We start from the raw sequence: 15,102 nt of genomic DNA, 5'->3' as shown, positions 1-15,102 counted from the left end.
CAAATAAAAATTGATTCTATGAAAACAAAAGTCGCAATATTAGGCGGAGGAAATCTCGGTACGGCATTGGCTAACGGGCTGACAGGAACCGAAAAAGCAATCAAAAAATACAACACCACAGTCACGCGTCGAAATGTAGAGCTTATCCAACATCTCGAACAAAAAGGTATTGCTGTAACTTCCGATAACAAGAAAGCAGTAAAGAAATCAAAGCTAATTATTCTGGCTGTCCAACCTACGCAAATTGAAGGGCTGATTGAGGAGATCAGACCGGTGCTTGATCCCGAAAAGCACATTTTGATATCAACCATTACTGGTGTTACGGGCGAAGAAATTGCGGAATTAACCGAAAAAACGTTACCCATTATCCGCGTGATGCCTAATACTGCATCATCGATCAATCAGTCAATGACATGCATTGAGAAAACATCCCATAAAGAAGCAGAAAAAGCTACGATTGAACTTTTTAATACATTAGGACAAACACTACTCATTGAAACCGAATTGATGGAAGCATCTACCGTACTTGGTGCTTGCGGTATTGCCTTTTTTCTGCGCTATATACGGGCAGCATCACAAGGAGGAATTGAAGTAGGTTTTCACGCTGAGGAAGCCCAATTAATCGCTGCACAAACAGCACTCGGAGCATCGGGCTTGCTACTTAAATCCGGCGGACATCCGGAACAGGAAATAGATAAAGTAACCACTCCCAAAGGCTGCACGATAGCAGGATTGAATGAAATGGAGCACAATGGATTGAGCTCTGCCCTTATCAAAGGGATCAAAACCTCACACCAGATGATTGAAAAGATTCGGTGAATGCCTGTTGCTCGTGTGAATAGTTTGTTTCCTCCCAAACGGAAGCTTGATAGGAAAATATAAGACTGCACGATGAACGGCTCTCACTCCAGGACTTGATGGCTGTTTCAGAGTACAAGCTTGAACAAATGCACTAAAGTGATAAGGTGGACGCTTACCACAGCTATGAGAGGTTTATCACAGATCGGGGCGCTTATCACAGCCAAGGTGGACGATAACGACCAAGATTTATCAAACCAAGTCTTATCAACCCGATTAATGGCTATGTTTCATCACCGACAAGCGCCGCTTTCATATAATCCCGGCGCATTTCGGCAATAGCAGAGATCGAGATTCCAACCGGACAAACAGCTTCGCATTCGGCATAGTTGGAACAATCACCAAAACCTTCTTCTTCCATCTGCTCGACCATTGCTACCGTACGCTCTTTACGCTCGGGTTTACCTTGTGGCAATCGGTTTAGATGTGCCAGTTTAGCACCCGTAAACAGCGATGCCGAAGAGTTCGGACAGGCCGCTACACAGGCACCGCATCCGATACACGTTGCATAATCAAAAGCAGTGTCGGCAGTTTTTTTCTCTACGGGGATGGAGTTAGCTTCCGGAGCAGATCCTGTTTTGACAGAAACATATCCGCCCGCTTCAATAATACGATCGAAAGCACTTCGATCAACAACAAGATCTTTGATCACTGGAAACGCTTTGGCACGGAAAGGCTCAATGACTATCGTATCGCCATCACTGAAATTGCGCATGTGCAGCTGACACGTGCAAGTTAAATCTTTTGGTCCGTGAGGACGACCGTTGATCATTAGATTGCAAGAACCGCAAATACCTTCACGGCAATCATAATCAAACTCGACAGGAATACCACCATCTTTCAGGATTTGTTCATTAAGCACGTCCAACATCTCGAGAAATGACATATGCTCGTTGACGCTGTCAAGCGTATAATCAACGAATTCGCCGGGTTGATCGGGCCCTTCTTGTCGCCAGACTTTTAAATGTACGGTAAATGTATCAGACATAATTTATGTGCTCTAAAATATTTTAATAGTCATTCCGTAGAGAGAAACGACGAGAAATCTCAAGTAATAAAAGCTGCTTTCTATCTTTTGAGATCCTTCGCTTCGCTCAGGATAACTTCGTCATTTATAACTGCGTTGCTTCAGTTCTACAAATTCAAATTCCAGATTTTCTTTATGCATCTCTTCCTGCAGCTCGCCGTTAATGCCCTGGAACTCCCAGGCAGCTACATATGAATATTCCTCATCATTCCGCAGCGCTTCACCTTCCTCGGTTTGATGCTCTTCTCTCAGATGACAACCACAGGATTCATCTCGATGCAAAGCGTCTTTGGCCATCAATTCACCAAGCTCAAGGAAATCGGCGACGCGTCCGGCAAATTCAAGATATTTATTATAGTTTGTTGATTCACCGGGAACACGCACATTGTTCCAAAACTCTTCGCGAAGGTTCTGGATCTCTTTAACTGCCTCTTTCAGGCCTTCTTCACTGCGGGAAATGCCAACCTTATCCCACATAATTTGCCCCAGCTCGCGATGGAATTCGATTACACTCTTATTGCCATCGACACTCAGCAACTTATCAATATGACTCTGGGCATTCTGCGCCGCTTCATCAAAAGCTTCATGATCCTTGCTGACCTCATCGAGTTCAGTTCCGGCTATATAATTTCCGACGGTATAAGGAATGATAAAGTAGCCGTCCGAGAGTCCCTGCATAAGAGCACTTGCTCCAAGCCGATTTGCACCGTGATCAGAGAAGTTTGCCTCACCCGCTACAAACAAGCCGGGAATATTGCTCATCAGGTTGTAATCGACCCAAAGCCCGCCCATCGTGTAGTGCACAGCGGGGAAAATACGCATAGGCTCTTCATAAGGATTATCATCCGTGATATTCTCATACATCTCAAAAAGGTTGCCGTACTTCTCTTCGATAGATTTATGGCCTTCGCGTTCAATGGCATCACGGAAATCCAGATAAACCGCTCGTCCGGTTGCTCCAACGCCCATGCCGTCATCACAAACCAGCTTTGCGTTTCGGGATGCTACATCACGCGGTACGAGATTTCCGAATGCCGGATACTTTTCTTCTAAATAGTAATACCGTTCATCCTCGGGAATATCATTGGGATGACGATCGTCATTCTTGTCTTTAGGCACCCAAACGCGTCCATCGTTTCGAAGGCTCTCACTCATCAGCGTTAGCTTTGACTGATAATCTCCGGAAACAGGAATGCAGGTCGGGTGAATCTGCACGTAACAGGGATTGGCAAATCCGGCTCCGCGTTTGTGGCAGCGCCAGGCCGCCGTTACATTAGAATTTTTTGCGTTGGTAGATAGATAAAAAGCATTTCCATATCCTCCACTGGCCAGCACTACTGCATCGGCCATCCAGCGCTGAATTTCTCCGGATACAAGGTCCCGGGTCACAATGCCGCGGGCTTTGCCATCAATGATCACAAGATCAAGCATTTCATGGCGGGTGTGCATCTCAATTTTGCCCTCGTGCACCTGACGCATCATCGCCTGGTATGCACCCAATAGCAATTGCTGTCCGGTTTGTCCCCGGGCATAAAATGTTCTTGAAACCTGCGCGCCGCCAAACGATCGGTTGGCAAGTAATCCGCCGTATTCACGGGCGAAAGGCACACCCTGCGCAACCGCCTGATCTATAATTTCATTTGATATCTCGGCCAGTCGGTAAGTGTTAGACTCTCGCGAACGGTAATCGCCGCCTTTAATCGTATCATAAAAAAGGCGCCAAACCGTATCACCGTCGTTCGGATAATTTTTCGCAGCATTAATGCCGCCCTGCGCTGCAATGCTGTGTGCGCGACGGGCAGAATCCTGGATACAAAAACTTTTGACGTTATATCCAAGCTCGGCCAGACTTGCGGCAGCAGATCCCCCTGCCAAACCAGTACCCACAACAATTATATCGTGCTTTCGCTTATTGTTGGGAGCTACGAGTTGAATATCATTAAGATGATTGGACCACTTCTCTTCTATTGGTCCGGAAGGAACTTTTGAATCTAGTTTCATAGTTCTATGAATGATTTACAAAATGATTATTGGCATTGAATCAGGGCTGCTTCACAACCTCCGCCAAAATAGATATACAGAGGGATAAACAGGAATCCGACAGCCATCAAGACTGCGAAAATAATGCCGATAGAATAAACAACAGCTGAATATTGATTGTGCTTCATCGTCAAAGATGTAAAAGCACTCCAAAAGCCGTGACCAAGGTGGAATCCCAGTAAAACCATTACGGCTGTATATCCAAAGGCATAAAGCGGCTTTTGAAAAGTAATAATAAGCAGTTCTTTTAAGTCTCTGGCCTCTTCACCACTGGGCAGAGTAATCATATCGGTCGCTGCAAATTTGAAGGTATCGAGATGGATCACCAAGAATACCAGCAGTACAATCCCAGTAAATATCATAGATCGGGATGCCCAGGTCATATGGCTCGGCCCACCCTTACTTTGATACTTTTTATATCCTTTGGGACGCGCCTTTCGCCGATTCCACCAGATCGAAATTCCAATATAAGCATGTAGTAAAAAAGCTATAGCCAGCAATGCTTCAAGAAAATATAAAAGCCAACCCAAGTCTTCGAGAGCATACGCAGCCTCATTAAAGGCATGAACATCCCCAAAAACCTGGAGATTTGTATAAAGATGAAAAATGATAAAAATGATGAGCCCAACTCCGGTTATTCCGGTAAGAATTTTGCGACCGACCTGGGATTTAAGTGCGTCTAGAAATGATGGCATTGTAAATATTCAGTATTTAAACCATTAGTTAAATCATTAAAGAACGCCAACGTTGTCGTTCTCATTTCAGAGGCTTGAAGATGTGGTGAAATCGATAAAAAGGCAAGCAAACTAACTCTCGTTTGGATGCCATAATCTTATTCAGAAGTGTTCTAAATTGCGGCCTATATTTTTGATTTTTTCACCACTCCTGTTCCTTTAACGACAGCAATTTTAAATAAATGTTGGGCAACCAATGGCTGTATCACGAATCAGACAATACCTGTGCAGGCATTTGAGACTCTTCTCCATTTTCCTTCCGGCAAATTCATCTGAATAACAAAATAGCAAATCATAATCACCGTCACAGGCGGCTTCGCTTTTTAGCGCAAAACAAAAACTTGCGGTCATTCCCAAGAACCTTCGGGTGAAGAGGAATCATCAAGTGTGATGAACTGTATCAGAGGAAAATTTAACCCCTTCGGCAAAAACAAAAATGAGTCTTCACCACAAATAACTTATTATCCATTAACCGCTAAATACGATAAAGATAGTCCAAGTGAAAACTGTCAAAGAAAAAGTTAAAGCCGCCTATCGCGATAAGGGTTCCAAATTCATTGGATACCTGTTCCCAGTTTCATCTGTAAAAGAGTTTGATGAAACGTTGGAGCCTATAAAATCAAAATACCCCGATGCTACGCATCACTGTTATGGCTGGCGGATCAATCCCAATAATATTGAAGAATTTGCACAAGACGATGGCGAACCAAGCGGTACGGCGGGGCTGCCAATTCTGAATCAACTGAAATCATACGAGGTTGTAAACAGCGGATGTGTAGTCGTGCGATATTACGGTGGGACAAATCTTGGCAAGTCGGGATTGATACGCGCGTACAGTCATACGGCAGAACTGTGCCTGCAACAGGCTGCGCTGCAATCGTTAATTCCTACTCATCATTTTAAAATCACCTATCCATATTCTAAGCAGTCGCACATCGACCAGCTAAAGAATCAGTTCGACCTGAAGGAGATCAACAGCCAGTATCTTGAAAAGATAACGCTGGAAATTGCCTGTCGTTCGGAGCAGGCAGATGATTTTTTCAATTCTCTTGAGAGGCTCAGACATCACAATATTATATCCGAAAAGAAAGGCGAGGGATTTGTGACGATATAAGGAAATTAACTGGGTCTCAACACAGAACATTGCGACCAGATTGGAGAGGAGCAAGAGATTTATCTCCTTCCCTCGTTACAATGCTCCGCCTTATAACGAATTAATAGTCCGCGGGTGTAGGTTTGAAACAATTCGAAGTGTTTGTGCCGAGATATTTTCACACACTATCTACTTACCGCTTGTTTAATCCTGAAGTGGAATTTAAGTCATTGCCGTGCGGGATTGCGGGTCGGGGCCTGCAATGACGATGTTAAGTGATGTGCATAATATATAATGCCAGCTAAAAAACAGAAGATAAGATGAATTTGGCAGAACAATCTGAAAAGTAGCCGGAACGAACATCCCACCTCGACGTCATCCCGCACCCCGATGCGGGATCTCGCGCGGCAGGAAAACACCGACATGACACGATATACTAAACAGCGTTAAAAAATATTATTAAGTCGCAAAGCTCCGCGTCGTAACGAATAGAAAACAGCGCTGATGACATGGTGAGCAGATCCCAAATCTCCTTGAAATAATTTACAAACGAGTCAATGACTGGCATTTAGATACTACGCGAACTTTTTATTGGAGATCCTTCGGTTCCGCTTCGCTACTCTCAGGATGACATTGCTTTTATGTAGGATAGATTTGAATTCTGTGCGAGCCAACGCAAGTAACAATTTATGTTGCAATGAAAACTTTTTCACCTGAAAAACTGCCTGCCACTCCGTACCTTATCATTTGTTCAGAAAAACCCAATTATTACGTTATGAAGATCTATACTAAAAAAGGAGATTCAGGCGACACTTCGCTCTTTGGCGGTGATCGCGTTTCAAAATCGAATGAACGCATCGAAGCCTATGGCACCGTTGATGAGCTCAACTCTTTTGTAGGATTAGCTGCCAGCTATGGTCTCTCAGACAAAGGAACTGAACTCTTGCGAAAAGTACAGGAATTACTGTTTGCGCTGGGAGCCGATCTTGCTACTCCTTCCTCTGCCGAAACACGGATTGATCGTATCCAGGAAAGTGATATTACTTTTTTAGAGAATGCCATTGATGAGCTGGAAGAAGATCTTGAATCGCTGAAGAATTTTATCCTTCCCGGCGGATCACAAGCCGGTGCTACTCTGCATGTGGCACGAACGATATGCCGTCGGGCTGAACGCGCCGCCGTTGCCTGTCACAAAGTAGATGAGATCTCCGATACTTGTATTAAGTTTCTGAATCGATTGTCAGATTTCTTTTTTGTCATCGCACGATACGAAAATAAACAAGCAGGCATTCGCGAGGAAACGTGGAAACCGGAAAGACAGTAAGGTGTGGCAGTAGGCGGGTTGCAGTGGAAATAGGCCACTGCCTATTGCCAACTGCTAACTTTGAAAAAAACTAAGGAATTCAATTCACTTTATTTAAAACCAATTATTAAACTATGTCGCTAATGATTTCCGTCTCGGGTATCCGGGGCATTTTTGGAACAGATCTTACACCAGAAAACTTAACGCGTTTTACGGCGGCTTTCGGCAGCTGGACCGACAGTGGTAAAATCGTAGTGGGGCGCGATACCAGAGTTACGGGACAAATTTGTGAGGATATCGTTGCGGCAACATTGCAATCGGTAGGATGTGATGTCATCAAAGTGGGTGTTGTACCTACTCCTACTGTTGCAATGGCTGTGCTTAATCATCAAGCTGATGGAGCCATTATTATCTCGGCCAGTCATAATCCCGAGGACTGGAATGCCCTGAAGTTGTTAAACAGCAAGAGTGAGTTTCTCGATGAAGAACAAGGCAAAGAAGTTATTCGCATTAGCGAAGATCAATCATATACGTACAAAAAATTTGATGAAGTCGGCTCCGTAACTACGGACAATAAAGCGTTAGATTATCACATCCAGGAAATACTAGATCTGGACTATATTGATGCGGATCTGATTGCCTCTAAAAACTTTTCAGTGGCTATTGATCCTGTAAATGGAACCGGAGGTATTGCATTGCCGCCTTTGCTTAGGGCACTTGGTGTTAACACTATTCACTCGATCAACGATGAACCAACCGGCATCTTTGCACATGTTGCCGAACCACTGCCCGAGCACCTCCAGGATATCTGTGAACTGGTGAAAGAAAAGAATGCTGATCTGGGAATTGTCACCGATCCTGATGCCGACCGGCTGGCACTGGTCACTAATAAAGGTAATTTGTTCGGTGAGGAATACACACAGGCAGCGGCTTTTGATTTTCTGCTGGCTAAAAAATCTGGTCCATGTGCTACCAACCTTTCATCTTCGCGCGTGGCCGAAGATGTTGCCAAAAAGTACGGACAAAAATGCTATCGCTCCTCTGTAGGTGAAATCAATGTGGTAAAGAAAATGCAGCAAATAGATGCGGTAATCGGCGGTGAAGGCAACGGCGGTGTTATTAATCCGGATCTGCATTACGGGCGTGATGCACTAGTAGGAGTGACTATGATTTTACAAATGCTTGCTGAGCGTGATATAAGCTCCGAAGAATATCGCAGCAGCCTGCCAGACTATTACATGCGAAAAGATAAAATGAAGCTGACTGATGTAGATGGAGATGCTATCCTGCAAAAAGCAAAAGCTATTTATAAAGATTTTAATCCCGATACTACGGATGGCGTTAAAATAGATTTTGAGGATGGTTGGGTACATCTGCGGAAATCCAATACCGAGCCCATAATACGGATCTATTCGGAAGGAATAACCCTTGAAAAAGCCAGGGAATTAGCGGAAGAAGTGGTCCGGAGAGTGCAATGAAAAAGATGTTCATAAAACTGAAATAGCCAGTCCGGCACTATTTTTGGTCGCAACGCAGAACATTGCGACCAGATTAGGGGATTGGTCAAAGATATTTATCTCGTTACGATGCTCCGCGTCGTAACGAATAGCTTTGATTTGATCCTGTATCTTTCGGGCGGCGACACACTCAAATTTATTTAAGCCCTACTAATTTTCGAAGCATAGCAAAGCTGCCTCTATCCCTGATTTTTTCGGGGCTCATACTTTGTTATCTTTGGCATCATACTAAAATCAATATCGGAAAATTTTCTTATGATCACTTCAATGACTGGTTTCGGCCGTGGAGAAGCATCGGCCGACGGTATTTCTGTGACCGTTGAACTAAAAACGGTAAACAGCCGATATCTGGATATTTCACTGCGGCTTCCGCAATCTATTCAAGAAAGAGAGCTGGATTTCAAAGAACTGCTTCAACAACATATGGAACGCGGAAAAGTGAACACTAATGTACGTGTTGATAAAGCTGATACCGGTCAGCCGGAAATAACGTTCAATAAAAACCTGGTTCGGGGTTACAAAAAGATGCTCAATAACTTAAAAGACACTGCCGGAATTGACGCCCCGATTACCCTGGATTCGTTTTTAGAGTTTAAGGATATTTTTGAGTCGCGCGAGCAGGATCAGGAAACAAAAAATAAAATTTGGAAACTAACCCAAGATGCTACTTATGAGGCCGTTGAAAAGCTTAAAGAGATGCGTCTTCAGGAAGGGCGTCAGCTCGAAAAGGATCTTCTGGAACGTATTAATCATATAGAAAAAATGCTTACGATCGTTCAGGATAAAATTGAAGATCGACCTGAACAGATTAAAGAAGAGTTAATTGAACGGATAAATGAGCTGATAGAAAGCGACAAAATCGATCCCGATCGCCTTGAGATGGAAGTTGCCATGCTGGTTGACAAGGCTGATATTACTGAAGAAATTGTGCGCACAAAATCGCATATCAAGTTTTTTCGACAGGCTGTCAAAAATGAAGATTCCGTAGGCCGGCGACTTAATTTCTTGAGCCAAGAGATCAATCGCGAAATTAATACTATTGGCTCAAAAGCGAATGACTCAGAAATTTCTCAGTATGTCGTTCAGGCAAAAGAAAGTTTAGAACAGATCAGAGAACAGGTACAGAACGTTGAGTAAACCCACGCCAGGTAAAGTTATCGTATTAGTGGCTCCCAGCGGAGCAGGAAAAACAACAATCGCCAAACGCTTGTTGGCTGACTTCCCTCAGATTCGATTCTCAACCTCAGCCACCACTCGTCCTCCGCGTAAAAATGAGAAAGATGGCGTTGACTACTACTTTCTTAGCGAAAAAGAGTTTGATAAACGCGTGAAAGAGGGGGCATTTCTAGAGTGGGAATTTTACAGTGGAAATAAGTATGGAACCTTACAGTCTGAAGTTGATAAACTAGTGGAAACTGGGTATTTTCCACTGCTTGATATCGAAGTCAAAGGAGCACTGAATGTTCAAGAGCTCTATGATTCAGATGCCATTTCTATTTTCATTAAACCGCCATCATTGGAGGTGCTTAAAAAACGCCTCTCGAAACGTGGAAGTGAAACAGGCGATATGCTTGATAAACGTCTGAAACGAGCTGAAAAAGAAATGGAGTATGCTGAACACTTCGACTATTCTATCGTCAATGACGATCTGGAAACTGCATATGCAGAAATCAAGACGATAATAGAACCTTTTATTACGGATTAAAGCTGAATATACATTATGGCGATTAAAACACTTGATATTGAGAAGCTGAATAAAGATACCGGTAACCAATATGAGCTTATTTCGATTATGTCGAAACGAGCTCGTCAAATTGCCGCTAATGAAAAACTTCAGCTGGATGAAAAACTGAAATATTTTGAAGGCTTCGAAGATGACGATGACTTCTCTTTTAATGAAGAGCAGGAAAACATCTCTAAAGAGTTTGAACAACTTCCGCATGCCACACAGCGGGCAATTGATGAGATGCGGCGGGGAGAAATTTACTTCCGCTATCCACAGGAAGAAGACTAACTTATTATGTTATCCGGAAAACGGATAATTCTCGGTGTTACCGGAGGAATTGCAGCCTATAAGGCTGCTTTTCTTTTACGTGCCTACCAAAAAGCGGGCGCCGAGGTACGCGTAACCATGACGCCAGATGCTACGCGGTTCGTGGGCGTTGAAACATTTGCTTCTCTTTCAAAAAACGAAGTGGCCGTTGAGGTTTTCCCGGAAAATCAATCGGCTACGGAATCGTGGACGCAACATATTTCATGGGGCGAATGGGCAGATCTCTTTGTCATTGCGCCATGTACGGCTAATACTTTGGGTAAAGTCGCTCACGGCATTGCAGATAATATGCTGACCTCTACAGTGTTGGCGGCACGTTGTCCTATTCTGATATGTCCTACGATGGATGGAGAAATGTATGAAGCTCCGGCCGTACAGAAAAATTTATCCGAAATAGAATCTTTCGGATATTATATCCTGGAACCCGAGGAAGGATATTTGGCCAGCGGATTGGAGGGCAAAGGGCGTCTGCCCGAAACAGAGATCATTTTGGATAAAAGCGCTAACATTATTGAAAACTCACGCGCAAACGGGCCCTTGGCGGGAAGAAAAATTGTTGTAACGGCCGGTCCAACCCGTGAGCATATGGATCCCGTACGCTTTATTTCAAATCCCAGCTCCGGGAAGATGGGATTTGCCATGGCCGAGGCGGCACAGCGGCTGGGTGGCGATGTCACCATCATCCACGGACCCGTAACAATTCCTCATCCTCAAGGTGTATCAGCCAGGGAAATTACATCGACTGATGACCTTTTTGAGGAAGTAAAAAATCATGCTGATGCTGATGTTATCATCATGGCTGCGGCCGTTTCTGATTTTACGCCTACCGTATCCAGTGACCAAAAAATCAAAAAAGAGGATTCCAGCTCCTCGATTGAGCTTAAACGCACGCCTGATATTTTGGCTTGGCTCGGAGATCATAAAAAAGATGGTCAGGTACTTATTGGGTTTGCTATGGAAACGGAAAATTTGATAGAAAATGCCCGGGCCAAACTACAAAAAAAGAAAGCCGACTGGATTGTTGCGAATTCATTGACAGAAGAGAACGGAGGCTTTGAATCGGATCAAAATACGGTTTATCTGCTGGGGAAAGAGAACCAGGATAAGATATCGGGATCCAAAAAAGAGGTGGCAAAAAAAATTCTGGATCTCATCTTTGGTAGCTCATAAATTTACCCACGGATGAATCCGTGGGCTAAGAATTTTATTTAAAAGCTCACTTAAAGTGAGCTTCAGTTTTTGATTCTAGCCTGGTGATTCATCTTCGGGCTTGTAGGAAACAACATAACAACACTCCTCAACTATCAAAGTCACCAACTTTCTACTGGATCCCATACTCTGCTCGGAGACAGTAATCTGCAATTTTACGTTGTACAGCGAAGCAACACAATGAGATAAAGGCTGTTTACCCATTAAAGTTATAACGGAGCTCTGCTCCCGTTTTTTATCTCATCCACCCCCAATCTTCTGCTTGGGCATGTATTCATTTGGAAGCAGATCTTCTTCAGGCCCTTCTGATGCAAAAGCTTCGGAAAGAGATTCTACGCGAATCAATAAAAAAGATCCTTCGATTCCGCTATGTTTCAGGATGATACTGCTAGTTATTAATGCATTGTGAGGAGATTGCACCTCCGAACCACCTGGCAGATCGTAAATCCAGCCATCAGCCGGAGTAATATAATCAGCTGTCTTCAGACAGCTTTTGGTTTTTTCTTCATAGCCCGGTTCTTTTAAGGCCGGGACCAATGGCGGGAGATCCAAAAGCCCCTATCAACATTATTTCGACCAGAATCCGCCCACCGACGGATGGAACGGCAAAATCCATCATGGCAACTTCTCTATCTATTGGCTGGGTCCGATAAATTTGGAGCCCCCTATAATGTAAAAAACTTTCCCTACTCTTCCTCTGTGATCTGCTGTATTGCCGAATCATTAAATCGCTTTGACTTTTCAAACTGAATCCTGAAACATCCTCCCCCACTGTTTGATATCTCCAGTGATCCATTAAGCTGCTCGATCAATGTCTGTATAATATTCATTCCAATAGATGATTGTTCTTCAATAGAAAATCCCTCCGGCAGTCCTATACCATTATCTTTTATCTCGATAAATATCTGATCATCTACATTCCTCATATTCACCCAAATATTGCCTGACTCCTTCTCCTGAAAGGCATGTTTGTATGAGTTAGTGACGAGCTCATTTATTAAAATAGCACATGGAATAGCCTGATTAATATCCAATGTCACATCTGCAGTGTTTATCTCTATATCGATATGCTGATGATCGAGCGGCAATGTTCTTTTTACCTCGTTTATTAACCGTTCCACATATGTTTCGAAGGAGATATCTATAAAATCATTCGACTGATAAAGCATCTCATGTACAATAGCTATAGACTGAATACGCAACTGACTGTCATTAAGTACTTCTTTGGTTTTTTTATCATCAATTTCGAAAGCTTGCAGCTGTAAAAATCCGGAAATGATAGCCAGATTATTTTTAACCCGGTGATGAATCTCTTCTAACAGTACCTGTTTTTCTTTCAGCGATTTTTTAAGCTTCCGCTCTGTTTCTTTCCGATCGGTGACGTCTATATAAATACCAAAACCAGCAATAGGCTCTCCATCCAGATACACTGGAATAGCACCCAGTAAAATATCACGCGCCTCTCCCTTTTTGGTATATCGGACCACATCATCATAAAACTTGCCCTCCCGAAAATCATTACCCGGCATACGTGGTACAGAATTATACTGTTCTTTTGATACAATAACTTTATCCAGGTCCCTTCCAATAAGTTCTTCTTCCGAATAGCCAAACAGGTCTTCAAAACTTTGATTAACCATCTTTATCCTGTTCTCCTTATCCACCATAATAAGAGCTCCGGGAGCTTTCAGAAAAAGTTTGCGAAACATTTCTTCACTTTTTCTCAACTTTTCCTGAGCCTTTTTCTGCTCAGTCAGATCACGAACGATAGCTTGTACATATACCTCATCTCCCAACTCCAGCTTGTTTAAGCTTACTTCGGTATCTACAGGAGTCCCATCTTTCTTTTCATGCTTCCACTCAAAAACCTGCGGATCTCCGGCAAGAGCATTTGAAATTTTTTCATGTGCTTTCTCATCAGATCGGCGCCCGTCCGGCTGATAATCAGGCGAAAAATCCATAGGTGTACAACCAATAATTTCATTTTTACTGCAGCCGTAGATGTTACATACTTCCTCATTGCATTCAATAAACCGGTCTTCTTTCATCAGAAATATGCCGTCGTTAGCATTTTCGAACAGCCGCTGATATTTAAGTTCGGCTTTTTTCTGCTCTGTCAAATCCCGAATTATCGCCTGCAGATAAACCTCTTCTCCCAGATCCAAGCGATTTAAACTAACTTCTACATCAATAGGAGTGCCATCTTTTTTTAAATGCTGCCACTCAAACACCTGTGGTTTTCCTTTTAGAGCTCGTGCAATTTTTTTCTGTATCTTTTCAGAAGATTTACTTCCATCAGGTTGCTCTTCCGGAGAAAAGTCCAAGGGAGATTTTCCCAGGATATCTTCTCGTTCCGCTCCTAATAACTGTAGAAGTTTGTCATTGCAATCTATCCACTTATCTCTTTTTGCTAATAAGATACCGTCATTTGCATTCTCAAACAGTCGCTGATATTTCTGCTCAGCTTTCTTCTGCTCTGTTATATCCTCTAAAAAGGTCAGTGCCGAAATTAACTTTCCCTCATCATCACGCAATGCTGAGCCGTGAACCCGCAGATAAACCACCTGCCCTTCTCTGTTTTCAATCTGGATATCAAACTTAGATAAATCTTGATTCCCCGATAAAACTTCTTCGATTTTTTCCTCAACTACAGCACGATCCTCAACAGTATGGAAATTTATAATGTCAGCTGATTTGCCAAGGACCTGCTCTCTCCTATATCCAAAAATCTCCTGAGCTCGTTTCGACCACTCAATAATATTGAACTCTTTATCCCACTTTATCATGGCCAACGGACTCTCATCAATATGATGACTTAGCTCAAAAAATGCTCGCTCAGCCTTCCGCTCGGTCATCACCCGCTCCGTTACATCGTGGATAAAAACAATTCGGGCCTCCCGATCATCATAAGGATATGGATGGGCAGAGAGATCAACATAAAATATTTCTCCCTCTTTAGATTTATGCTGTACTAATTTCTTTTGGTTGTCCCCTTCTTCGTTCAATTTCTCTAGCACTTTATGCAACTGTTCAATCTGATCCTCAGGACGAATACTCTCAAGCGTAAGTTCTTCTACTTCTTTTTCTGTATATCCATACTTTTGCAGAAATGCTTTATTAGCCTCTAATATATACAGGGAAGTCTGATCATAAATAATGATCGGGTTGGGGTTCAGTTCAAATAAAAATCGATCCATATCCTAATGTCGATTTACTTTTGGATTAACCTAATAAGAACAACTAATCAGGTTTTTGCAATAGCAGGTAA

13 protein-coding genes are annotated in these 15,102 nt (G+C 43.1%); 8 read left to right on the top strand and 5 right to left on the bottom strand.

Annotation, left to right across the window (positions count from 1 at the left end):
• The first annotated feature begins 18 nt into the window (after nt 1-18).
• Nucleotides 19-819: a pyrroline-5-carboxylate reductase gene (proC, locus tag ACT3ID_RS12845; protein WP_491542449.1), complete on the top strand. Its 801-nt coding sequence runs from the start codon at nt 19-21 to the stop codon at nt 817-819.
• A 262-nt stretch (nt 820-1,081) separates the two neighbouring features.
• Here proC and ACT3ID_RS12840 read toward each other — a convergent pair whose 3' ends face one another.
• From ACT3ID_RS12840 to ACT3ID_RS12830, 3 genes are all read right to left on the bottom strand, one after another.
• Nucleotides 1,082-1,846, bottom strand: a complete 765-nt coding sequence (locus tag ACT3ID_RS12840) for a succinate dehydrogenase/fumarate reductase iron-sulfur subunit (protein WP_491542448.1) — start codon at nt 1,844-1,846, stop codon at nt 1,082-1,084.
• Nucleotides 1,847-1,966: 120 nt separating this feature from the next.
• Nucleotides 1,967-3,886 (bottom strand): fumarate reductase/succinate dehydrogenase flavoprotein subunit, encoded by a 1,920-nt coding sequence (locus ACT3ID_RS12835; RefSeq protein ID WP_491542447.1) that lies wholly within the window; start codon nt 3,884-3,886, stop codon nt 1,967-1,969.
• Between the two features lie 26 nt (nt 3,887-3,912).
• Nucleotides 3,913-4,620, bottom strand: a complete 708-nt coding sequence (locus ACT3ID_RS12830) for a succinate dehydrogenase cytochrome b subunit (protein WP_491542446.1) — start codon at nt 4,618-4,620, stop codon at nt 3,913-3,915.
• A gap of 538 nt (nt 4,621-5,158) precedes the next feature.
• Here ACT3ID_RS12830 and ACT3ID_RS12825 point away from each other — a divergent pair.
• The 7 genes from ACT3ID_RS12825 to coaBC all read left to right on the top strand — a co-directional run bounded on the left by ACT3ID_RS12825 (nt 5,159) and on the right by coaBC (nt 11,795).
• The gene (locus ACT3ID_RS12825; protein WP_491542445.1) at nt 5,159-5,773 is read left to right on the top strand and encodes an IMPACT family protein; all 615 of its coding nucleotides are present in this window, start codon (nt 5,159-5,161) and stop codon (nt 5,771-5,773) included.
• A gap of 676 nt (nt 5,774-6,449) precedes the next feature.
• Nucleotides 6,450-7,076, top strand: a complete 627-nt coding sequence (locus ACT3ID_RS12820) for a cob(I)yrinic acid a,c-diamide adenosyltransferase (RefSeq protein WP_491542444.1) — start codon at nt 6,450-6,452, stop codon at nt 7,074-7,076.
• Between the two features lie 113 nt (nt 7,077-7,189).
• Nucleotides 7,190-8,533, top strand: coding sequence for a phosphoglucosamine mutase (glmM, locus tag ACT3ID_RS12815; protein ID WP_491542443.1), 1,344 nt, complete (start codon nt 7,190-7,192; stop codon nt 8,531-8,533).
• A 294-nt stretch (nt 8,534-8,827) separates the two neighbouring features.
• Nucleotides 8,828-9,709, top strand: coding sequence for a YicC/YloC family endoribonuclease (locus ACT3ID_RS12810; protein WP_491542442.1), 882 nt, complete (start codon nt 8,828-8,830; stop codon nt 9,707-9,709).
• Nucleotides 9,702-10,277, top strand: coding sequence for a guanylate kinase (gene gmk / locus ACT3ID_RS12805; protein ID WP_491542441.1), 576 nt, complete (start codon nt 9,702-9,704; stop codon nt 10,275-10,277). Before ACT3ID_RS12810 ends, gmk begins: the two co-directional genes overlap by 8 nt.
• Before the next feature lie 15 nt (nt 10,278-10,292).
• Nucleotides 10,293-10,586: a DNA-directed RNA polymerase subunit omega gene (locus ACT3ID_RS12800; protein ID WP_491542440.1), complete on the top strand. Its 294-nt coding sequence runs from the start codon at nt 10,293-10,295 to the stop codon at nt 10,584-10,586.
• 6 nt (nt 10,587-10,592) lie between these two features.
• Nucleotides 10,593-11,795: a bifunctional phosphopantothenoylcysteine decarboxylase/phosphopantothenate--cysteine ligase CoaBC gene (coaBC, locus tag ACT3ID_RS12795; RefSeq protein WP_491542439.1), complete on the top strand. Its 1,203-nt coding sequence runs from the start codon at nt 10,593-10,595 to the stop codon at nt 11,793-11,795.
• Between the two features lie 279 nt (nt 11,796-12,074).
• Here coaBC and ACT3ID_RS12790 read toward each other — a convergent pair whose 3' ends face one another.
• The gene (locus tag ACT3ID_RS12790) at nt 12,075-12,386 is read right to left on the bottom strand and encodes a hypothetical protein (RefSeq protein ID WP_491542438.1); all 312 of its coding nucleotides are present in this window, start codon (nt 12,384-12,386) and stop codon (nt 12,075-12,077) included.
• A gap of 134 nt (nt 12,387-12,520) precedes the next feature.
• Entirely contained in the window at nt 12,521-15,031 is a 2,511-nt protein-coding gene (locus tag ACT3ID_RS12785) for a PAS domain S-box protein (protein ID WP_491542437.1), read from the bottom strand.
• Nucleotides 15,032-15,102 lie beyond the last annotated feature (71 nt).

The organism is Fodinibius sp. GM108 (assembly GCF_058386985.1).
The sequence above is the reverse complement of the archived record's forward strand: the minus strand, read 5'-3'. Positions and strand labels throughout refer to the sequence as shown.